22 protein-coding genes and 3 tRNA genes are annotated in these 18,515 nt (G+C 53.5%); 14 read left to right on the top strand and 11 right to left on the bottom strand.

Going from position 1 to position 18,515, the window contains the following annotated elements:
* Window positions 1-9 precede the first annotated feature (9 nt).
* Genes AC6I8C_RS06685 through AC6I8C_RS06655 form a run of 7 tightly spaced genes read left to right on the top strand, consistent with a single transcriptional unit; the run spans window position 10 to window position 3,569 of the window.
* A complete protein-coding gene (locus tag AC6I8C_RS06685; protein WP_497821961.1) occupies window positions 10-825 on the top strand; it encodes a hypothetical protein in 816 nt (271 codons plus the stop codon).
* Complete coding sequence (locus AC6I8C_RS06680) at window positions 825-1,118, top strand: hypothetical protein (RefSeq protein ID WP_497821960.1); 294 nt, start codon at window positions 825-827, stop codon at window positions 1,116-1,118. The genes AC6I8C_RS06685 and AC6I8C_RS06680 overlap by 1 nt, the downstream gene beginning before the upstream one ends.
* Window positions 1,111-1,785, top strand: coding sequence for a hypothetical protein (locus AC6I8C_RS06675; RefSeq protein ID WP_497821959.1), 675 nt, complete (start codon window positions 1,111-1,113; stop codon window positions 1,783-1,785). Before AC6I8C_RS06680 ends, AC6I8C_RS06675 begins: the two co-directional genes overlap by 8 nt.
* Window positions 1,785-1,922 carry a hypothetical protein gene (locus AC6I8C_RS06670; RefSeq protein WP_497821958.1) on the top strand — a complete coding sequence of 46 codons (138 nt, stop codon included), beginning with the start codon at window positions 1,785-1,787 and terminating at the stop codon, window positions 1,920-1,922. The genes AC6I8C_RS06675 and AC6I8C_RS06670 overlap by 1 nt, the downstream gene beginning before the upstream one ends.
* Window positions 1,915-2,262, top strand: a complete 348-nt coding sequence (locus AC6I8C_RS06665) for a hypothetical protein (RefSeq protein ID WP_497821957.1) — start codon at window positions 1,915-1,917, stop codon at window positions 2,260-2,262. The genes AC6I8C_RS06670 and AC6I8C_RS06665 overlap by 8 nt, the downstream gene beginning before the upstream one ends.
* A gap of 51 nt (window positions 2,263-2,313) precedes the next feature.
* Entirely contained in the window at window positions 2,314-2,541 is a 228-nt protein-coding gene (locus AC6I8C_RS06660) for a DUF4224 domain-containing protein (RefSeq protein WP_497821956.1), read from the top strand.
* Window positions 2,541-3,569 carry a tyrosine-type recombinase/integrase gene (locus AC6I8C_RS06655; protein WP_497821955.1) on the top strand — a complete coding sequence of 343 codons (1,029 nt, stop codon included), beginning with the start codon at window positions 2,541-2,543 and terminating at the stop codon, window positions 3,567-3,569. Before AC6I8C_RS06660 ends, AC6I8C_RS06655 begins: the two co-directional genes overlap by 1 nt.
* 98 nt (window positions 3,570-3,667) lie before the next feature.
* On the opposite strand, the gene AC6I8C_RS06650 is transcribed toward AC6I8C_RS06655, so the two are convergent.
* From AC6I8C_RS06650 to uvrY, 6 genes are all read right to left on the bottom strand, one after another.
* A tRNA-Leu gene (locus AC6I8C_RS06650) sits at window positions 3,668-3,754 on the bottom strand.
* A 10-nt stretch (window positions 3,755-3,764) separates the two neighbouring features.
* Window positions 3,765-3,838 (bottom strand) — tRNA-Cys (locus AC6I8C_RS06645).
* A 40-nt stretch (window positions 3,839-3,878) separates the two neighbouring features.
* Window positions 3,879-3,954, bottom strand: a tRNA-Gly gene (locus tag AC6I8C_RS06640).
* A gap of 152 nt (window positions 3,955-4,106) precedes the next feature.
* Complete coding sequence (pgsA, locus tag AC6I8C_RS06635) at window positions 4,107-4,655, bottom strand: CDP-diacylglycerol--glycerol-3-phosphate 3-phosphatidyltransferase (RefSeq protein ID WP_497821954.1); 549 nt, start codon at window positions 4,653-4,655, stop codon at window positions 4,107-4,109.
* Between the two features lie 69 nt (window positions 4,656-4,724).
* On the bottom strand, window positions 4,725-6,557 hold the full coding sequence (gene uvrC / locus AC6I8C_RS06630) for an excinuclease ABC subunit UvrC (protein ID WP_497821953.1): 1,833 nt from the start codon (window positions 6,555-6,557) through the stop codon (window positions 4,725-4,727).
* Window positions 6,550-7,209 (bottom strand): UvrY/SirA/GacA family response regulator transcription factor, encoded by a 660-nt coding sequence (gene uvrY, locus AC6I8C_RS06625; RefSeq protein ID WP_013357383.1) that lies wholly within the window; start codon window positions 7,207-7,209, stop codon window positions 6,550-6,552. Before uvrY ends, uvrC begins: the two co-directional genes overlap by 8 nt.
* A 431-nt stretch (window positions 7,210-7,640) precedes the next feature.
* Here uvrY and AC6I8C_RS06620 point away from each other — a divergent pair, with 431 nt between their 5' ends.
* Complete coding sequence (locus AC6I8C_RS06620) at window positions 7,641-7,865, top strand: DUF2594 family protein (RefSeq protein ID WP_003849983.1); 225 nt, start codon at window positions 7,641-7,643, stop codon at window positions 7,863-7,865.
* A 33-nt stretch (window positions 7,866-7,898) separates the two neighbouring features.
* Here the strand turns inward: AC6I8C_RS06620 and AC6I8C_RS06615 are convergent, their stop codons facing one another.
* From AC6I8C_RS06615 to AC6I8C_RS06605, 3 genes are all read right to left on the bottom strand, one after another.
* Window positions 7,899-8,510, bottom strand: coding sequence for an autoinducer synthase (locus AC6I8C_RS06615; protein ID WP_497821952.1), 612 nt, complete (start codon window positions 8,508-8,510; stop codon window positions 7,899-7,901).
* A 122-nt stretch (window positions 8,511-8,632) separates the two neighbouring features.
* A complete protein-coding gene (locus tag AC6I8C_RS06610) occupies window positions 8,633-9,355 on the bottom strand; it encodes an autoinducer binding domain-containing protein (protein WP_497821951.1) in 723 nt (240 codons plus the stop codon).
* Between the two features lie 1,188 nt (window positions 9,356-10,543).
* On the bottom strand, window positions 10,544-11,239 hold the full coding sequence (locus AC6I8C_RS06605) for an extensin-like domain-containing protein (protein ID WP_497821950.1): 696 nt from the start codon (window positions 11,237-11,239) through the stop codon (window positions 10,544-10,546).
* 285 nt (window positions 11,240-11,524) lie between these two features.
* Here AC6I8C_RS06605 and cycA point away from each other — a divergent pair, with 285 nt between their 5' ends.
* Window positions 11,525-12,919 (top strand): D-serine/D-alanine/glycine transporter, encoded by a 1,395-nt coding sequence (cycA, locus tag AC6I8C_RS06600; RefSeq protein ID WP_497821949.1) that lies wholly within the window; start codon window positions 11,525-11,527, stop codon window positions 12,917-12,919.
* 46 nt (window positions 12,920-12,965) lie between these two features.
* Here the strand turns inward: cycA and AC6I8C_RS06595 are convergent, their stop codons facing one another.
* Both AC6I8C_RS06595 and rutR read right to left on the bottom strand, forming a co-directional pair.
* Entirely contained in the window at window positions 12,966-13,940 is a 975-nt protein-coding gene (locus AC6I8C_RS06595; RefSeq protein WP_497821948.1) for a metal-dependent hydrolase, read from the bottom strand.
* A gap of 38 nt (window positions 13,941-13,978) precedes the next feature.
* A complete protein-coding gene (rutR, locus tag AC6I8C_RS06590; RefSeq protein WP_497821947.1) occupies window positions 13,979-14,614 on the bottom strand; it encodes an HTH-type transcriptional regulator RutR in 636 nt (211 codons plus the stop codon).
* Window positions 14,615-14,919: 305 nt separating this feature from the next.
* Here rutR and rutA point away from each other — a divergent pair, with 305 nt between their 5' ends.
* The 5 genes from rutA to rutF are packed head-to-tail and all read left to right on the top strand — an operon-like array spanning window position 14,920 to window position 18,481.
* Window positions 14,920-16,011, top strand: coding sequence for a pyrimidine utilization protein A (gene rutA, locus AC6I8C_RS06585; RefSeq protein ID WP_135909439.1), 1,092 nt, complete (start codon window positions 14,920-14,922; stop codon window positions 16,009-16,011).
* A complete protein-coding gene (rutB, locus tag AC6I8C_RS06580; protein ID WP_497823314.1) occupies window positions 16,011-16,724 on the top strand; it encodes a pyrimidine utilization protein B in 714 nt (237 codons plus the stop codon). Before rutA ends, rutB begins: the two co-directional genes overlap by 1 nt.
* A gap of 20 nt (window positions 16,725-16,744) precedes the next feature.
* Window positions 16,745-17,140 (top strand): pyrimidine utilization protein C, encoded by a 396-nt coding sequence (rutC, locus tag AC6I8C_RS06575; RefSeq protein WP_497821946.1) that lies wholly within the window; start codon window positions 16,745-16,747, stop codon window positions 17,138-17,140.
* Window positions 17,140-17,949 carry a pyrimidine utilization protein D gene (gene rutD / locus AC6I8C_RS06570; protein ID WP_497821945.1) on the top strand — a complete coding sequence of 270 codons (810 nt, stop codon included), beginning with the start codon at window positions 17,140-17,142 and terminating at the stop codon, window positions 17,947-17,949. The genes rutC and rutD overlap by 1 nt, the downstream gene beginning before the upstream one ends.
* Window positions 17,950-17,968: 19 nt before the next feature.
* Window positions 17,969-18,481: an NADH-dependent FMN reductase RutF gene (gene rutF, locus AC6I8C_RS06565; RefSeq protein WP_266307139.1), complete on the top strand. Its 513-nt coding sequence runs from the start codon at window positions 17,969-17,971 to the stop codon at window positions 18,479-18,481.
* Window positions 18,482-18,515 lie beyond the last annotated feature (34 nt).

Below are 18,515 nucleotides of genomic sequence, written 5' to 3'. Positions count from 1 at the left end.
TGGTGAGTGATGGAAAAGCTGAATGAATTAGTTGAGCAAGCGAAGTTTGTTGCGGACTGGCACGGCAGCGATTGGAGTAGCGCGCTTTGCCAGGATAAAGACGGCAAACAAGCCCACGAGATAATCTGCGAGAGTCGCGGCGAAGCTGTAATCTCCACCGGGAGCAACTCAAACGAAGCATCATGGCTTTGCGATTATCTGGAGCTTTGCAGCCCTGCCAACATCCTCGCCATTGCCGAAGCATTCCAGGCGCTGGAGCAGCAGCGTGATGAGCTGGCGGCTGAGAATGCCATTCTGAAAAGCGGAATCGGCTTCTTCAGCTATGGCACAGACAGCGGCTTTGAAGAGCATGATTCTGCTGAAAAGGCTATTGCAGCAGCAGACAGCGACATCGACTACTACCGTGGTGATGCATGCGACGGATGGTCAGAAGAAACTGACTGTACTGTATGGGGTGTAATTTTACAGCGTGCAACGATGATAGATGAGCGGCCCCGCACGGAAGAGGATAGTTACCTGGGTAGCCATATCTCATCCATCTGTGATTATGCGCTCCTGCCAAATCTCGCTACCCCAGCCACCGACGCTTACCTCAATTCTGTGCGGGCGGAGGGTATTCACTTTGCCGCTAACCGCATTCTGGCAGCGTGGAAGTCTTGCCTCATAAAAGCTACTCCAGCAGAAGCCGCTGACGTATCAGGAGCGGTTCTTTCAGCGCTTGAGTTTCTGCCAAAAGCCAATCCTGAAGAGTTTAAGCGCGACTATGCCGATCAGGTCCGTGCTGACATTGCTGAACTTCTCCGCGCCGGTAAGGATGGTGAGTGATGGCAAAAACCATGATCGACTTCACGGGTGCCAAATTCGAACTGTGCGGCGGCAGCTGCAATGTTCTGCCTGACGGCACCCGGATTAATGAGGTCAGTCACCGCCGAATTACCTTGGCCGACGGAACCATATACGAATTCAATCGTTATGGGTGGCAGCGCTGGCAGGACAACAAAGACTGTCGCCGCATTTTCGATAGCCGCGGTCATTTCCGTAAATGTAACGACCGTTATAGCTGGATGCTAAATCAGGGCTGGAAAGAAAACTTCAATGAGGAAAGCAGTCATGCGTGAACGCCCAATCATCTTTAACGCCGACATGGTTCGTGCAGTTCTCGACGGCAGAAAGACCCAGACGCGCAGGATCATCCAGTCACCGGCTAAAAATATGCAGGCCAGTGGCCATAAAGTTATTGAGTATCGCGAGCTAGGTGATAAGTGGTATGGCGAGCATGTTTTCTCAATGCGCAACCAGAGCGGCACATGGTGTGACTACACCAAAGAGCAGTTTCTGGCTAAGTGTCCTTTCGGAGCAGTTGGTGATCGCCTGTGGGTGCGTGAAACGTGTCAGGCCGTTGAGCATGAGTCAGGTTTAGATGTTGTTCGCTATCCGGCAGATAGCAACGAAATACCTGTTAAAGCTCACCCTCTAAACGCTGGTCGGTGGGTCGATCTTTATCGGTATCGTGGCGGCGAAGGAAAAATAGTGCCGTCAATCCACATGCCGCGCTGGGCTTCCCGCATAACGCTGGAGATTACCGGCGTTCGTGTGGAGCGGTTGCACGCCATAACGCTTGGGGATATCTGCAAAGAGCTTGGTTGTGGCCTGTATGACTTCCGACCTGCCACTTATGGCTTCAAGGTATGGGAAGAACTTTGGCAATCCATCTACGGCGCTGACAGCTGGCAGGCTAACCCGTGGGTGTGGGTCATTGAGTTTAAGCGCGTGGAGGTGGAGTGATGTCTAAGTGCAACGCTTTGCTGTATGCCATGATTGTTGGTTTCGGCTTTGTGGCTGGTATTCATACCTATTTGGCTTGGTCCTCTCTGCTTGAGATTGTGTGGCGAGCTTTTAAAGCGGCGGTGATTAATGCCTAAATCCCCCGCCGAACGCAAAGCAGCGCAGCGTGCCAGGCAGGCCGCTGCCGGTGGTAAAAAGCTGGAGCTGGCGCTGGATAGTCAGGAACTGGAGATGCTGGCGCAGAACTGCGCCGCAGGCCGCCCCGGTCGTGAACCGTATGAGCTGAACGAGTACATAGCGTTGCTCATCCGCAAAGATGCCGCAGAGCTGGCGAAGCAGATTGAATCGCTGGCACAGCAGCAATGCGGTAAGTGTGGCGATCAGCTTCCGGTGCAGTCCTGCCCTTGCAAGGGTGAGGCGGCTTGCTGGGCCACCAGCGGTTGGCACAAACTTAAATTGAATATCAATACGCCGTGACCTGTCACAGCTAAACAAACCTGATGCAGCAGGAATGTGTGGAGAAACTATATGTCTGATATCAACAACGCAATTATTTCTGATGCCGATATCGAAAAAATAACCGGCTATAAAATCCCGTCTAAGCAATGCCAGTGCCTGAAACAGGCAGGTATATTTTTCGTCGTCCGCCGTGATGGTCGCCCACGGACAACTTGGCAGCATTTCAATGACCCAATATCGTCGCGCAAAGCCAAAGAAATGAATCAACCTGAACCCAACTTCGGAGCATTGGATTAATGGCTCGTGTTCGCAAAAATAGTGCTGATGCCTGGATGCCGCCTCGCGTTTATCGAGGCAGGTCAGCCTATGAGTTCCATCCTAAAAACGGGGGTGCTATACGCCTCTGTGCGCTGGATGCAGCTCAGTCTACAGTGTGGTCGGCATATGAGGCGCTGATCAACGAGATACCTGATGACAGGCTGCTGGCGTCATTAGCTGAGCGGTTTTTCAGATCGGCTGATTTTTTCGAACTGGCACGCGAAACGCAGCGGGACTACCTCAAATATTCAAAAAATGTTTTAGCTGTTTTTGGTGCCATGCCCTCTGATGCAATCCGGCCTGAACACGTCAGAAAGTACATGGACAAACGCGGATTAAAAAGCCGGGTACAGGCCAACCGGGAAAAGGCGTTTATGTCTCGCATGTACCGCTGGGGCTATGAGCGTGGCATGGTCAAAGGTAATCCGACCAAGGGAGTTAAGAAATTCAAGGAGACGTCCAGAGATCGGTATGTGACCGATGCAGAGTATCAGGCGCTCTATTCATGTGCGCCGGACATTGTGAAAATCGCTATGGAACTGGCTTACCTTACCTGCTCCCGTCAGGGTGATGTTCTTGCAATGAAAAAGAGCCAGATCATGGAGGAAGGGATACTGATTAAACAGAGTAAAACCAGTGTGGCTCAGATTAAAGCTTGGTCGCCACGGTTTGCTGCAGCAATCAAAATGGCAGCTGCATTACCACTTAAGCCAGGTATGAGCAGTATTTTCATCATCCACCAGCCTAACGGTTCTGGATACACGCGGGACGGGTTTAACAGTCGGTGGAGTGCAGCCCGTGAAGCGGCAAAGCTCAAATTCCCAGAGCTACTTTTTGATTTCACATTCCATGATTTGAAGGCGAAAGGGGTTTCTGATCTGGAGGGAGATTTGTACGAGAAGAGAGCTATAACGGGACATAAGAACGTTGAGCAGACTGCGGCTTATGACAGGAAAATAGTTGTTGTCCCTGTAGTTGGCGGACAGGCGAAGGGGAAAAATTATTAGGAAGGGATATTAGGAAACGTAATTTAGCCACAAAAAAACCGCCTCTGAGGGGCGGTCATACGACACTGCTTATCATTGATTTTATTGGTAATTCGATATGGTGCCCGGGGCGGGACTTGAACCCGCACAGCCTTACAGCCGAGGGATTTTAAATCCCTTGTGTCTACCGATTTCACCACCCGGGCAGGGTGTAACTGGAGGCGCGTCCCGGAGTCGAACCGAGGTACACGGATTTGCAATCCGCTGCATAGCCACTCTGCCAACGCGCCTTAAACTGATGTGCCGTCAGGCTAACCTGACCTGCGAATCTGGAGCGGGAAACGAGACTCGAACTCGCGACCCCGACCTTGGCAAGGTCGTGCTCTACCAACTGAGCTATTCCCGCAATTTTCAGCAATTTCGTCGAACCTGCTGATTTTATTTATCTTCTGGCAGCCTGGCTGCCGTTCGATGCGTTGCATTCTACTTAGATGACGCAATGAGTCAATAAAATTATCCTCACAGCGCGTCCGTTTGCTGCTTTTTAAATCGTATCGATCACGGTTCGAGCAAATCGCCGCGCGCGGCGCTTAGATACTGGAACATAGACCAGAAAGTCAGCACTGCAGCAATGTATAACGCGACTACGCCAACCGCCACAACGGTGGCGTCAGGACGCCACAGCAAGGCAAACAGGGAGAACATCTGAGCGGTGGTTTTCACTTTACCAATCCAGGAAACCGACACGCTGCTGCGTTTGCCAATCTCCGCCATCCATTCACGCAGCGCAGAAATAATGATCTCGCGGGCTATCATAGTGGCTGCAGGCAGCGTAATCCACCAGGCGTGGAAATATTCCGCCACCAGCACCAGCGCAATCGCCACCATCACTTTATCCGCTACCGGATCGAGAAACGCACCAAAGCGCGTCGTCTGCTTCCAGCGGCGCGCCAGAAAGCCATCAAACCAGTCGGTGATGGCAGCAAAAACGAAAATCAGTGCGGTAGCCAGCGACGCCCAGGTGAACGGCAGATAGAAAGCCAGCACAAAGAACGGGATGAGCACGACTCGAAACAAGGTGAGACACGTCGGGATGTTTAATTGCATATGCCGGTAACTGTCTGGATATAGGTAAAATTTAGCCTATGTTCCTACATTGCCCCCCCTGTTTCAATGCTAGTGTTTCAACGAGTAGTATATTTTTTCTGCCAGCGCGTGTGAGATGCCAGGTACATTGGCGATCTCCTCCACTGACGCATTCATCAGCGGCTGCAGGCCCCCCATGTACTTAAGCAGTTGCTGACGCCGTTTCGGCCCTACGCCTTCGATGCTTTCCAGTGCGCTGGTGTTCTTTACTTTGGCTCGTTTTTTACGATGACCTGAAATGGCATGATTGTGAGCGTCATCACGAATGTGCTGAATTACATGCAGTGCTGGTGCATCCGGTGGCAGCGAAACACCCTCACCTTCCGCCTCAAAGAACAGCGTTTCCAGTCCGGCTTTACGGTCGCTGCCTTTGGCGACGCCGAGTAAAATGGGCCGGTTTTTGTCCCAGGGCACATCCAGCTCCGCGAAAACCTGCTTAGCCTGAGAGAGCTGGCCTTTACCACCATCGATCAGAATCACATCCGGGATTTTATCTTCTTCAATCGCTTTACCATACCGGCGTCGTAACACCTGATTCATGGCAGCATAATCATCCCCCGGCGTAATCCCGGTGATGTTATAGCGACGATAGTCAGCACGCAGCGGACCATTCTGGTCGAACACCACACAGGAGGCGATGGTCTGCTCACCCATGGTGTGGCTGATATCGAAACACTCCATGCGCGTGATCCGGTCGAGCTCAAGAAACTCTGCCAGCGCCATCAGCCGCTGATGAATCGTGGAGTGCTGCGACAGACGCGTGGTTAATGCCGTCGCGGCGTTGGTGCGCGCCAGCTTAAGATAGCGGGCGCGGTCGCCGCGCGGCTTGCTCTGGATATTTACCCGGCGTCCTGCCAGTGCACTGAGCGACTCCGCCAGCAGCTCGCGTTCAGGCAGGGTAAAGTCCAGCAGAATTTCACCCGGCAGCGTGCGTGCCTCGCTGCCCTGCAGATAGAACTGCCCGACAAAGGTCTGAACCACTTCGGCCAGGTCGGTATCCACCGGCACTTTCGGGAAGTAGCTGCGGCTGCCCAACACTTTGCCCTGACGGATAAACAGCACGTGAAGACAGGCCATACCTGCTTCATAAGCCACACCCATCACATCCAGGTCATCACCCTGATTGGAGACAAACTGCTTTTCGGTGATGCGGCGCACAGCCTGAATCTGATCGCGCAGTCGTGCCGCTTCCTCGAAACGCAGGCCAATGCTCGCCTCTTCCATGCGCTTGACCAGCTGATTGAGAACCTGATCGTCTTTCCCGGCTAAAAACAGGCGTACGTAATCCGTCTGCTGCGCATACTCCTCTTCACTGACCAGACCCGCGACACAGGGACCAAGACAGCGACCGATCTGATATTGCAGACAGGGCCGGGAGCGATTGCGGTAGACGCTGTTTTCACACTGACGGACAGGAAAGACTTTTTGCAGCAGGCCCAGCGTTTCGCGCACCGCATAGCCGTTGGGGAACGGGCCAAAGTATTCGCCTTTGGCATGCTTTGCGCCACGGTGCATTCCCAGCCGCGGATGGGTATCACTGCTTAGAAAAATGTAGGGATAGGATTTATCGTCGCGCAGCAGTACGTTATAGCGCGGCTGATAGAGCTTAATGTAGTTATGCTCAAGCAGCAGCGCTTCGGTTTCGGTGTGGGTAACGGTGACATCGATGTGCTGGATATTGCTGACCAGCGCTTCGGTTTTGCGGCTGCCGACCTGGGTGCGGAAGTAGCTGGTGAGACGCTTCTTCAGGTCTTTGGCTTTGCCCACATAGATGACGGTGCCTGAGGCGTCATACATGCGGTAAACACCGGGTTTGCTGGTTACCGTACTCAGAAAGGCTTTGGAATCAAAAACGTCATTCACTACTGATTAACGGCTCCGCATTATAGAGGCCATGTCGAATGGCCAGATGCGTTAACTCTACGTCGCCACTGATATTCAGCTTACTGAACATCCGGTAGCGGTAACTGTTAACGGTTTTAGGACTGAGATTTAACTGCTCGGAAATTTCCGTCACCTTTTGTCCCCGGGTGATCATCAGCATAATCTGCAATTCCCTTTCCGACAAACAGCTGAAAGGCGATTCCGCTTTTTGCGGCTCAATCTGGCTAAGCGCCATCTGCTGAGCAATGTCTGACGCGATGTAGCGCTGACCTGCATTCACCGAGCGAATCGCATTAATCACTTCCTGTGGCGCAGCCCCTTTACTGAGGTAGCCTGCTGCACCCGCCTGCATAACCTTAGCAGGCAGCGGATTTTCCGTGTGAATGGTCAGCATGATAATTTTGATATCAGGATTATAACGCACGATTTTGCGCGTCGCCTCCAGTCCGCCAATCCCCGGCATGTTCATGTCCATGAGGATCACATCAACCTGATTGGCACGGCACCATCTGGCGGCATCCTCGCCACAGTTGACCTCTCCGACCACGGCCAGACCTTTCACATCCTCCAGGATGCGACGGATACCCGCGCGGACAAGTTCATGGTCATCAACAAGAAGCACACTGATCAACGGGGAAACTCCAGAGGCTAAAAAAGAAGAAGCAATTCACGATTTCAGGCATCAATCATACCCGCTTTTACCTCAAAAGCACATCAACAAAGCAAAACAGTGTTAGCGTTACATGATTGCTGTCAGGCCCGTCCGGAAGAGATTAACCGGCTTTTATGATAAAAGAACGGATCACGAAAAAATTGATAAATGATATTATTTTCAGTCAATTAATACCGTCTCGCTTTAAGGTTTAGTGCCGTACATCCTCGCGACTACTGAGTCGATGAAGCCTGTGATTACTTTCAGCGATTGATTAGTTGTACTGGACAAACCAGCCTTTAAAGGCGAAGCGAAGCGGCCGTCTCAGCAACTTACTGCCCCTGTGATATACTCACGCACTGCTGTTCGGACAAATTGCCGACACATTGCCATTCACCAAGGAGAAACGCATGAGCGATGAAGATTTTGCAACTTCCCAGGAAGCCCGGAAATTAGCGGATGAAATCGCAGGCCTGAAGATGATGATCACCCTCATTCTGAAAGGTATGGGACAGGCTGATGCCGGAAAAGTGATTATTAACATGGAACGCTATGTGCAGACGCTGGGCGATAAGCCTCAGGCGGAAGTGTTCAGCAATACCATAAAACAGATCAAAACAGCCTACCGTCAGTAAGCTTTTTTGCCCCCAGCAGCGGGGGCAAATACGCTAACTGTGCGCCTGCCAGTTAACCGACACGCCCAGCGTTGGCAGCACCTCTTCCGGGCTGAAACGACGTGTTCCCCGATATTTCTCTGCCAGAGCGGGCTGAACGACCGGAATACGGATCGCAAACAGATTATCTTCTGACAGAATGAGTCCCGGTGTCAGCGGCTCATACAACACGCCGTGCTCCTCAAACATCTTCTCCAGCATCGGCGTTGCCGAACTGATGATGTATTCAATGCCGTTCAGCTCTGCCAGCTGTACCGCGTGCCAGAGAATGTTCAGCGGCAGTTCCGCGTCGACTTCCAGCCGTGCCGAGAAGCGCGACATCTCCCACACTTTCTCATGGCTGAAAGGCAACACAATGCCTTCACTCTGCTCAGGTTCGAACCAGGGCATCAGACGCGCGCAACCACTAATACCCTCGCGCGCATTCCATGCGATTAGCCAGGTGACATCCGATCGATCGTAGCGATCATATTCCTGTCCTGGCGTGCTCAGGCGAGGAGGTATTGACCACCCTTCGCCGCGCGCAAAAACGCTATAACGGTAGCTGCCGAGTTCGGCAAGCAAAGAGGATGGCATATCCTTTAATTGCGTTTGCACTATTTTCATCATGCGCCTCTGACATCCCCATGTTTGCAATGATTTCTTTGCGCCAGCCTGGCAAAGCCCCGGCGCAGGGTAAACAACAGACCTGTACAAAGGAACTGCCAAATGTAGCAGTTGTGTTATGTTCAAATCAGTCCGATTGCCGCTGCGTAGCAGGCAATCTGCGTTTTATTGGAAACATTGAAACGCTTTTGCATATTTTTTTGGTGAAAGTTAACGGTATGTTCAGAGATGGATAAAATAAGTGAAATTTCGACCGCCGTTTTTCCTTCGGCTGTCCATTTCAGAATTTCCAGCTCGCGCTGACTAAACGCTTTTTTTAGTACCATCATTGCATCATCGCTAAAGCGCTCCAGCGTATCCAGGCTTAGTTCCGCTAAAAGGTGTAGTTTCACCTCCAGCTCAGCATGGCGGAGCTGGACAGAAATGGACTGTTGCGACGATATAGATAATATACCAATGACGCGATTTGGTGCCATTGCGGAGCAAGAAAATCCGCTCTGCAGCCCATATTCTCTCGCCTCATGCCAAAGATTGCCGGCGTCAGCGAACTGTTCCTCAATCCAGGCCATCCCTCTTCCCGGTCGCTGACACAATGTAAGCACCGGATCGACAGCGTAATAATTCTGCTTCTCATAATGTTTAACCCATAATTTGGGATAGGTGCTATGTAAATGAATACGCGGCCGGGTAAATGGCACCGGGTGCTGAATCAAAAAGGCAAAATAATCGAAGCCCAGTGATTCAGTAAACTGTTGCAATAACGTCTTCAACTCAGAAGAAGCCGTTAATGCCTGAAATTTCTCTTTCACCTCACTTCGCCAGGCGAAATAGTTTTCAGTACTCATATTGCCTCAGCGTTAATTTCACTCGCCCTTCCGGTATTATTCATTCGGATTCATCGGATAAATTAAATTAACAGCAGAAAATTAATTTATCGTCGAGGTGAACCCCTCACCCTCTGCAGCGCATAAAGTCCTTCACCGTTATGACGAAGTGAAAAAATGCCCCTGCCCCTGTAATGTGAGGCCGGCCACAGCAATTTCAATCACCCCAGGAGAATAAGATTTTTCTGATAGAAATTCAATCCCTGACGTTGAATTGAATTTTATCTCAGCCACCAGAAAGCTGCTGGAAATATTGAATCGGTCTACAAGACATTGAGTAAATAATGCGTAAACAAAGCGTTAATTGCGTCTCAATAAACGAAGCGGCAGCGGAAAACTGCTGACATATTTTTTATCAGGAAATAAGCTCTGCTCTTCAGGCGATGCCGCATTCCTGTGATGAGTCCCCCTACACCGCAGCACGCGCCTCCCAATCCGGAAAAGCTAACGGGTTCACAGACTGCACCTGCGACCTCTCAATGCTGATTCTGCTCCTCTTGCCGTTGCTGCCTGACAGGCGTAACGAAGGGCTGTGTAATAACAATATTCTGCGAAAATCCTGCCCGACTGCGTCGACTAGCGGACAAGTAGACCCGATCAGCCTTTAAGCAGTTTTTTTGACTGCGAATAATCTGAACGAAAAGCGGCGCATTAAAAAAATCGGCTTTATTTATCTTCTGCCTGAACGCAATACGTGGCTTAGATCACTATTTATGCTGACAGTACGTTATGGCAGCAATACGCTCAACCCTGACTCTATTTTAGTCATGAAAATCACTTTACCGATAGTCACGCAGCTAAATCACTGAAGAAAAATTGAAACGGGTAACTCCCCGATGGTTATTTGATGCTGCATGCTTTATCGATGCAATTAATTTCCCTTAATTCACTTTGCGGCATCGTGAATTAATTTCATCCTGACGTTGCTGGCACGCTTCAGATGAGGCGGCGAAATGTTTATTCTGACTGCATTGAGGAGCATTTTCCTGTTGTAACTTATGGACCTGAAAAAGGTTGGCTGATCAACCTCCTGATTTACTGCTGGTTCATTGTCAGGTGTGTGCGCGCTGGCGATGATGACTGGATTGGTTTTCCCCTTACTGGCTGTTTAATTCTTAATCAAACATGGTATTAATCCTGCCAGATGATTTATCGGCAGTAGCCCGCGCCACGCATACCCAGATGAAAATGTGAGGCGTGCGCGGCGTTGTAGTCCGGCCCCAGCGCATTGCCGAATACGTCACAGCCACCCTGCCATAGTGTGTGCAGCATAGCCGCTTTCTCTTCTGGCTGTTGCCAGTGACGACTGACCTCAAGCCGCTGTCCATCTGTCAGCTGAAAGCCTGTCACGTCCCACGCATCGGCGGTGGCATGTTCACTCAGTCGCCCCTGTGTGCGGTGATAAATGTTACGGCAGGCATAGCTGCCGACATGCGTAATTCGTACCAGTGGACTGTGCATATCCCTGGCAGTCTGTTCGCGACTGCGCAGCGCATACATGGTGCTGGCGATTGCCATAGGACAGCTGGCAAGAAAGCTGCTACTGAGGCTGACTGGCCCAAATTTCTGAATCCGTAGCGGATGGCTGAGCGGACAGTTCCCCGTAACGGCCGGACGCTCGCTGAAACTGACCCACCCCGCCTGTTGAGCACGGCGCATTACGGCCAGACAGGCCTCGGGATCGCTGGTCAGTCTTTTCATCTTAATCTGCGTGATCCAGCCCGGCGGATCGGTCACAGAGAGCGGTGTAAAAGGATTAAACTGCGGCGGCAGATGCTGCTTAAGCCAGGGTAAGCTGACCCATCCCAGCGCGATTAACAGCAGAAACAGGATAAGCGTGCGCATAGTCCCCTTTGCAGCATGATGATTAGCAAACAAAAGTGTAGAAGCACATTACTCTTCACGCTGTCGGCCTGACACAATGTGATGAATCATTACGCAGACTGACGCAGGAATAACCAGAATGGCTGGCTGCTTGCCACCTCTGAGTATGGCTGGTGTCACATCAGGTAAAAAACTGTTACCGGCTTTGGGGTGACTTCCTCTATCTTATCCGACTTGCCCTTGGGCAGACGCCTTAACTAACAGCCAGCAGAGCTGACACAACATCAAGACAGGAAAGACAATTCTATGGTTGATCAATCTAAAGAAACCGCACGCGCCCACGACGCGCCTGATAAGCTACAGCGCAATCTGCACAACCGCCACATCCAGCTCATCGCCATCGGTGGCGCTATCGGTACCGGCCTGTTTATGGGCTCCGGTAAAACCATCAGTCTGGCTGGTCCCTCGATCATTTTTGTCTATATGATCATCGGCTTTATGCTGTTCTTCGTGATGCGCGCCATGGGAGAGCTGCTGCTCTCTAACCTTGAGTACAAGTCTTTCAGCGATTTTGCCGCGGATCTGCTTGGGCCGTGGGCGGGCTATTTTACCGGCTGGACTTACTGGTTCTGCTGGGTGGTAACCGGCATCGCCGACGTCGTGGCCATCAGCGCCTATTTCCAGCTCTGGTTTCCGGGCTTCTCGATCTGGATGAGCGCCCTGCTCTGCGTGGTGGTTTTTCTGGCGCTGAACATCGCTACGGTTAAGCTGTTTGGTGAGATGGAGTTCTGGTTCGCGATAATCAAAATCGTCGCCATTGTCGCGCTGATCGTCACCGGGATTGTACTGGTCTCGATTCACTACCCTTCACCCGGCGGTGGCACCGCGGCGCTGAGCAACATCTGGGATCACGGCGGAATGTTCCCGAAAGGACTCAGCGGCTTCTTTGCCGGATTCCAGATTGCGGTGTTTGCCTTTGTCGGCATTGAACTGGTCGGAACGGCAGCGGCTGAAACCCACGATCCACATAAAGTCTTACCGCGCGCGATTAACGCGATTCCGCTGCGCGTCATTATGTTTTATGTGCTGGCGCTGATGGTGATCATGGCAGTGACACCGTGGACCCAGGTCATGGCCGACCGCAGTCCGTTTGTCGAGATGTTCGTGCTGATTGGCCTGCCTGCTGCGGCGAGTATCGTTAACTTTGTCGTGCTGACCTCTGCTGCCTCTTCAGCCAACAGCGGCATCTTCTCCACCAGCCGTATGCTCTATGGCCTGTCGCAGCAGGGCGTCGCGAGCCGCGCGTTTGGTCGTCTCTCTGCCCGAGCGGTCCCGACTACCGGCCTGTTCTTCTCCTGCCTGTGTCTGCTGCTCGGTGTGGCGTTGATCTACCTGATCCCGGATGTGATGAAGGTCTTTACGCTGGTTACCACCGTTTCAGCCATTCTGTTTATGTTCGTCTGGACCATCATTCTGTGCAGCTATCTGGCTTACCGTAAAAAGCATCCTGAGCGCCATGCCAAATCGGCCTTTAAGATGCCCCTGGGCAAATTCATGTGCTGGGCCTGCATGGCCTTCTTTGCGTTTGTGCTGGTGCTGCTGACGCTGCAGGAAGATACACGCCAGGCGCTGATGGTCACGCCACTCTGGTTTGCGCTGCTGGGTGTGGGCTGGACGTTGCGTCATCGCCGCAGCCGCTAATCGCTGACGGCATGTAAACAGCCCGATCACCTGACCGGGCTTTTTTTTACAGGCGTTCACCCAGCGCAGAGAAAATGGCGGACAACGTGGGGCGTTCATAAGGTAAGCGCTGCGGCTGCGAATCGGGCTGCTGAGGCGTGCCCAGGCCAAAGGTGAAGGTATAGTTATCGCCTTCGCCCATGCGCAGGTCGGCAATCGTGGTCTGCCCATTCTGCTCGCGCAAAGCGTAGAAGCCGTGGCTGAACCAGGCGACACGTTCTGCATACCAGCTGCCCCACAAGGCGTCGAACAGTTCAGGATGTCGCGGATACCACACCACATGCAGCGGATGCGAGGGCGACAACAGCGACCAGTAGGCTTCGCCGTAGCGATCCGGCGTGATGATCACACTGCGCCAGACCAGCGTGTTAAAGGCTGTGGGCGTCACCAGGACTTTATTGGCCGTAATGCCCTGCGCCGTCAGCGAATCACGAATCTGCCAGCCTGCGACGCCCTGAATCACCACACTCCAGACCAGATAAAGCGTACTCAGCGCCAGGCCGATCCGGTTCCCACGCATGCCTTTGTCACCACGATGCCACAGCGCGACACCCAGCCCTATAAGCAACGGCAGCGTATAGAGGGGATCGACGATATAAATACTGCCAATGGCATAGGGATAATCGGTGATTGGCAGACCAAGCTGGGTGCCGTACACCGTCATTAAATCAAGCAGGGGATGGGTAATCAGCGCCAGCCAGATCGCGGGCCACCATACCGCCCACTTCACCCGCTGACGAAAGAGTCCTGCAATCCCCCACGCCATCAGAGGTGAGATCAGCGTAAGCCAGAGCAGCGCATGTGTTTCCGTGCGATGCAGCGTCATGTTGCGTATCGCATCACCATGGTCAATAAATACATCCAGATCGGGTAAGGTGCCACAAACGCCACCCACCAGCGCAGCCTGCCAGATCGGCACCCGACGTCCCATCACCGCCACACTGACCGAAGCACCCAACACCAACTGCGAAACAGAATCCATTGATTCACTCCGTCAACGAATTGTGAATATGTCCTGAATTAGCGAACGCGAATCCCTTCAATGATCATGCGCTGGACGTTTTCGACGGTCTGATCGAAAAACGTCGGATCGCTGAGCGTCTGACCAGTCACAGCCTCAACCTGGGTGGCAAAGTCGGCGTAATGCTGCGTGGTGGCCCACAGCATAAAGATCAGGTGCTGTGGCTGTACGCCCGCCAGCCGTCCTTCATCAATCCAGCGTTCAATAATAGCCGCTTTGTCATCCACCAGTTGCTTGAGATCGCCCGCCAGTTCTCCTTTCAGCAAGGGTGCGCCCTGCAGCATCTCCAGGCAGAACAGCCGGGAAGCCTGAGGATGATCGCGTGACACTTCCAGCTTTAGCCGGATGTAACGCCGGATGGCCACCAGCGGATCCTGATCGTGCGCCAGCGCGCGCAATGGTGCCAGCCAGACATCCAGAATCTGTTTCAGCACGGCCACGTAGAGCACTTCTTTAGAGGGGAAATAGTAGAGCAGGTTGGTTTTAGAGACATCGGCCAGCTCGGCCACCTTATCAAGGCTGGTGCCGTGAATACCAAACTGTGAGAAGAAGGTTAACGCCGCTTCCAGTATGGCAGCCCGCTTCGCTGCCACCGCACGCGAACGACGCGTTGGCTTTTTTTCATCGCTATTCACACGTTTACCTCATCCTTCTGGTGTCAGCGCATCATAGCAAAGGGATGAGTCGCTGCCCAATCCGCGCCCTGCACCTTTTTTGCTCAGCCTGCATGCAAAATGTGCAGTTAATTTTGACCAGATGGTCCGAAATGGACCAGTTACTCCACTTACCGCTTATGGGTTAATTTTAACTGTCTGTTATTTATAACAATAAAAAATGTGGCACACCATTTGCAAAATTGTGACTGAGCGCAGCTTATACGGACGTAGCAGGATGCAGTGCAGCGCGTGAAACACCTTCCCCCATCGCAACGAGGTTTCACATGAAAATAGGCGTCTTTATTCCAATTGGTAACAATGGCTGGCTGATTTCGTCCAACGCGCCGCAATACATGCCGACCTTTGAACTGAACAAAGCCATCGTGCTGAAAGCAGAGCATTACCACTTCGACTTTGCGCTCTCGATGATCAAACTGCGCGGCTTCGGCGGAAAAACAGAGTTCTGGGATCATAACCTGGAGTCATTCACCCTGATGGCGGGCCTGGCGGCCGTCACCTCACGCATCGAAATCTACGCCACCGCGGCCACCCTGACGCTGCCTCCGGCGATTGTGGCGCGCATGGCATCCACGATTGATTCCATTTCAGGCGGTCGTTTCGGCGTTAATCTGGTGACCGGCTGGCAGAAACCAGAATATGAACAGATGGGAATGTGGCCAGGCGATGAATACTTCGGCAGTCGTTATTCTTATCTGACCGAGTACGTTACCGTGCTGCGCGACCTGTGGGGCACCGGAAAATCGGACTTCAAAGGTGAGTTCTTCACGATGAATGACTGCCGCGTCAGTCCCCAGCCGCAGCGTGCGATGAAGGTGATCTGCGCCGGACAGAGCGATGCCGGTATGGCCTTCTCCGCCCAGCACGCCGATTACAACTTCTGCTTCGGCAAAGGGGTGAATACGCCTGCTGCGTTCAGTTCGACTTCAATTCGCATGAAGCAGGCCGCAGAAAAAGCAGGCCGTGATGTCGGCTCCTATGTGCTGTTTATGATCATTGCAGCCGAAACAGATGAAGAGGCACGGGCTAAGTGGGAACACTACAAAGCCGGTGCGGATGAAGAGGCGCTCTCCTGGCTCACCACCCAGAGTCAGCAGGACACTAAATCAGGCAGCGACACCAATGTGCGTCAGATGGCGGACCCGACCTCCGCCGTCAATATCAATATGGGCACCCTGGTAGGTTCGTACGCCAATGTAGCGCGGATGCTGGATGAAGTGGCGCAGGTCGAAGGCACGCACGGCGTGCTGCTGACCTTCGATGATTTCCTGGAAGGCATTGAGAACTTCGGACAGCACATTCAGCCGCTGATGGCCTGTCGCAGCGCCCTGCTCGACGCGCAGCAGGAGGTGGCATGATGAATACCGTTTATTGTGCCCACACGCCGGATGTTCCGCAGGTTGAACTGCCTGCGCGGCCAGAACCGATCGCCTTTCCGCCAGGCCAGACGGCGCTGATTGTCGTGGATATGCAGAACGCCTACGCCACCGAAGGGGGTTACCTCGACCTGGCGGGCTTCGATGTTTCCGCGACGAAGCCGGTGATTGCAAAGATCCATCAGGCGGTAACGGCGGCGCGTGCGGCCGGCGTGCAGATCATCTGGTTCCAGAATGGCTGGGACAGTGACTACGTTGAAGCCGGTGATGCCGGTTCCCCCAACTTCCACAAATCGAATGCGCTGAAAACCATGCGTAAACGGCCCGAACTGCAGGGCTCGCTGCTGTCGAAAGGCGGCTGGGATTACGCGCTGGTCGATGAGCTGGTGCCACAGGCCGGTGACATCGTACTGCCAAAATCACGTTACAGCGGCTTCTATAACACCCCGCTCGACAGCATGCTGCGCAGTCGCGGGATCCGTCATCTGATTTTCACCGGCATCGCCACCAACGTCTGTGTGGAATCGACGCTGCGTGACGGCTTCTTTCTGGAGTACTTCGGCGTGGTGCTGGAAGACGCCACTTATCAGGCTGGCCCGCTCTTTGCTCAGCAGGCGGCGCTGTTCAATATCGAAACCTTTTTTGGCTGGGTATCGGATGTCGATACCTTCTGCGAAAGCCTGAATGCCCGCTAACCCACGAAGAGGACGTCACTATGCCGAAAAGTATTATTGTGCCGCCAGGCACCACCACACCCATCGCCCCGTTTGTCCCTGGCACGCTGGCGGATGGCGTGGTCTATGTCTCGGGTACGCTGCCGTTTGATGGTGATAACAACGTGGTTCATGTGGGTGATGCCGCCGCGCAGACCCGTCACGTGCTGGAAACGATTAAAAAAGTGATTGAGACCGCCGGTGGCACGATGACCGATGTGACATTTAACTCGATCTTTATCACCGACTGGTTGAATTACGCCGCGGTGAATCAGGTTTACGCCGAATACTTCCCCGGTGAAAAGCCTGCCCGTTTCTGCATTCAGTGCGGACTGGTCAAGCCTGACGCGCTGATTGAAATCGCCAGTGTGGCGCATATCGGCAAGCCGGAGGTCTGATGAAGCTGGATATTCTGGGTCTTCAGAATCCTGAGGCACCGACGCTGGTGCTCTCTTCCGGTCTGGGCGGCGTGGCGGGTTTCTGGCAGCCACAGCTGGCGGCGCTGACGGCACGCTATCGGGTCGTGCTCTATGACCAGCGCGGCACCGGTCGCAGCGCGGACAGCTTACCGGAAGGCTACAGCATGGCGATGATGGCGGCAGAGCTGGCCGACGCGCTGGCGCAACACGGCATCCTGCGCTTCAGCGTGATCGGTCACGCGCTGGGCGGTCTGATGGGGATGCAGCTGGCGCTGGATTATCCGGATCGGATCGAACGGATCGTGGTGATCAACGGCTGGCTGACGCTGCATCCGCATACCCGTCGCTGCTTTCAGGTGCGGCAGGATCTGCTGCTCAATGTCGGCGTCGAGGCTTTCGTCCGAGCTCAGCCGTTGTTTCTCTATCCTGCTGAGTGGATGGCAGAGCATCAGATACGGCTGGAGCAGGAAGATAGCCATCATGTGACGCATTTTCAGGGGATGGAAAACCTGATGCGACGACTGCACGCCCTGATGAGCGCTGACTTCAGCGCACGGGCTGCCGCCATTCCACAACCGGTGCTGGTCATCGCCAGCCAGGACGATCTGCTGGTGCCATGGAGCTGCTCAGTGTCGCTGGCCGGGGCGCTTCCGAACGCTACTGAACAGATGATGGCCTGGGGTGGCCACGCCATGAGCGTTACCGACCCCGAAAAATTTAATGCCCTGCTGCTGCAGTGGCTGGATCAGACTGATGACGTGCAGCCGCTGCAGCGCGTCGCAGGATAACCCTTTCGTGGAGAACACTATGAGCCTGGAAACCCTTACCCCAGCCGTTGAGAAAACTGAATTTCGTCATGCGATGTCGCGGCTGGGTGCGGCGGTCAACATCATCACCACGGAAGGTCCGGCCGGACGTGCAGGCTTTACCGCTTCTGCGGTGTGCAGTGTCACCGATTCGCCGCCAACGCTGCTGGTCTGCCTTAACCGCTCCGCCTCAGTTTATCCGGTGTTTCGCGACAACATGCAGCTTTGCGTCAATACGCTGGCGGCGGGACACGAAGCGCTCTCTACTCTGTTCGGCGGGAAAACATCCATGGCCGAGCGGTTTAGTGCCGCTGAGTGGTCGACGGCCGTGACCGGCTCGCCGGTACTGAGCGGCGCGGTTGCCTCCTTTGACTGCCGCATTACGCAGATTGTCAGCGTCGGTACGCATGACACCCTGTTCTGCGAAGTCGTGGGCATAGTGCGAAATGATGATACCCACGGCCTTATGTGGTTTGACCGGGGCTACCATCCCCTGTTGCGGCAGGATGCCTGATAACTCTTCCCTGAAACTTACCGGCATTCATCAC

The organism is Pantoea sp. X-Soil-YNGN-844 (assembly GCF_059730595.1).
The sequence above is the reverse complement of the archived record's forward strand: the minus strand, read 5'-3'. Positions and strand labels throughout refer to the sequence as shown.

Excerpts from the sequence above, each read along its gene's own strand:
- AC6I8C_RS06680 (WP_497821960.1), top strand. The coding sequence starts at position 825 with ATGGCAAAAACCATGATCGACTTCACGGGTGCCAAATTCGAACTGTGC.
- rutB (WP_497823314.1), top strand. The coding sequence starts at position 16,011 with ATGAATACCGTTTATTGTGCCCACACGCCGGATGTTCCGCAGGTTGAA.
- AC6I8C_RS06670 (WP_497821958.1), top strand. The coding sequence starts at position 1,785 with ATGTCTAAGTGCAACGCTTTGCTGTATGCCATGATTGTTGGTTTCGGC.
- AC6I8C_RS06605 (WP_497821950.1), bottom strand. The coding sequence starts at position 11,239 with ATGCGCACGCTTATCCTGTTTCTGCTGTTAATCGCGCTGGGATGGGTC.
- AC6I8C_RS06615 (WP_497821952.1), bottom strand. The coding sequence starts at position 8,510 with ATGAAAATAGTGCAAACGCAATTAAAGGATATGCCATCCTCTTTGCTT.
- cycA (WP_497821949.1), top strand. The coding sequence starts at position 11,525 with ATGGTTGATCAATCTAAAGAAACCGCACGCGCCCACGACGCGCCTGAT.
- AC6I8C_RS06665 (WP_497821957.1), top strand. The coding sequence starts at position 1,915 with ATGCCTAAATCCCCCGCCGAACGCAAAGCAGCGCAGCGTGCCAGGCAG.
- AC6I8C_RS06655 (WP_497821955.1), top strand. The coding sequence starts at position 2,541 with ATGGCTCGTGTTCGCAAAAATAGTGCTGATGCCTGGATGCCGCCTCGC.
- rutA (WP_135909439.1), top strand. The coding sequence starts at position 14,920 with ATGAAAATAGGCGTCTTTATTCCAATTGGTAACAATGGCTGGCTGATT.
- rutC (WP_497821946.1), top strand. The coding sequence starts at position 16,745 with ATGCCGAAAAGTATTATTGTGCCGCCAGGCACCACCACACCCATCGCC.
- AC6I8C_RS06595 (WP_497821948.1), bottom strand. The coding sequence starts at position 13,940 with ATGGATTCTGTTTCGCAGTTGGTGTTGGGTGCTTCGGTCAGTGTGGCG.
- AC6I8C_RS06660 (WP_497821956.1), top strand. The coding sequence starts at position 2,314 with ATGTCTGATATCAACAACGCAATTATTTCTGATGCCGATATCGAAAAA.
- pgsA (WP_497821954.1), bottom strand. The coding sequence starts at position 4,655 with ATGCAATTAAACATCCCGACGTGTCTCACCTTGTTTCGAGTCGTGCTC.
- AC6I8C_RS06685 (WP_497821961.1), top strand. The coding sequence starts at position 10 with ATGGAAAAGCTGAATGAATTAGTTGAGCAAGCGAAGTTTGTTGCGGAC.
- rutD (WP_497821945.1), top strand. The coding sequence starts at position 17,140 with ATGAAGCTGGATATTCTGGGTCTTCAGAATCCTGAGGCACCGACGCTG.
- AC6I8C_RS06620 (WP_003849983.1), top strand. The coding sequence starts at position 7,641 with ATGAGCGATGAAGATTTTGCAACTTCCCAGGAAGCCCGGAAATTAGCG.
- AC6I8C_RS06610 (WP_497821951.1), bottom strand. The coding sequence starts at position 9,355 with ATGAGTACTGAAAACTATTTCGCCTGGCGAAGTGAGGTGAAAGAGAAA.
- AC6I8C_RS06675 (WP_497821959.1), top strand. The coding sequence starts at position 1,111 with ATGCGTGAACGCCCAATCATCTTTAACGCCGACATGGTTCGTGCAGTT.
- rutF (WP_266307139.1), top strand. The coding sequence starts at position 17,969 with ATGAGCCTGGAAACCCTTACCCCAGCCGTTGAGAAAACTGAATTTCGT.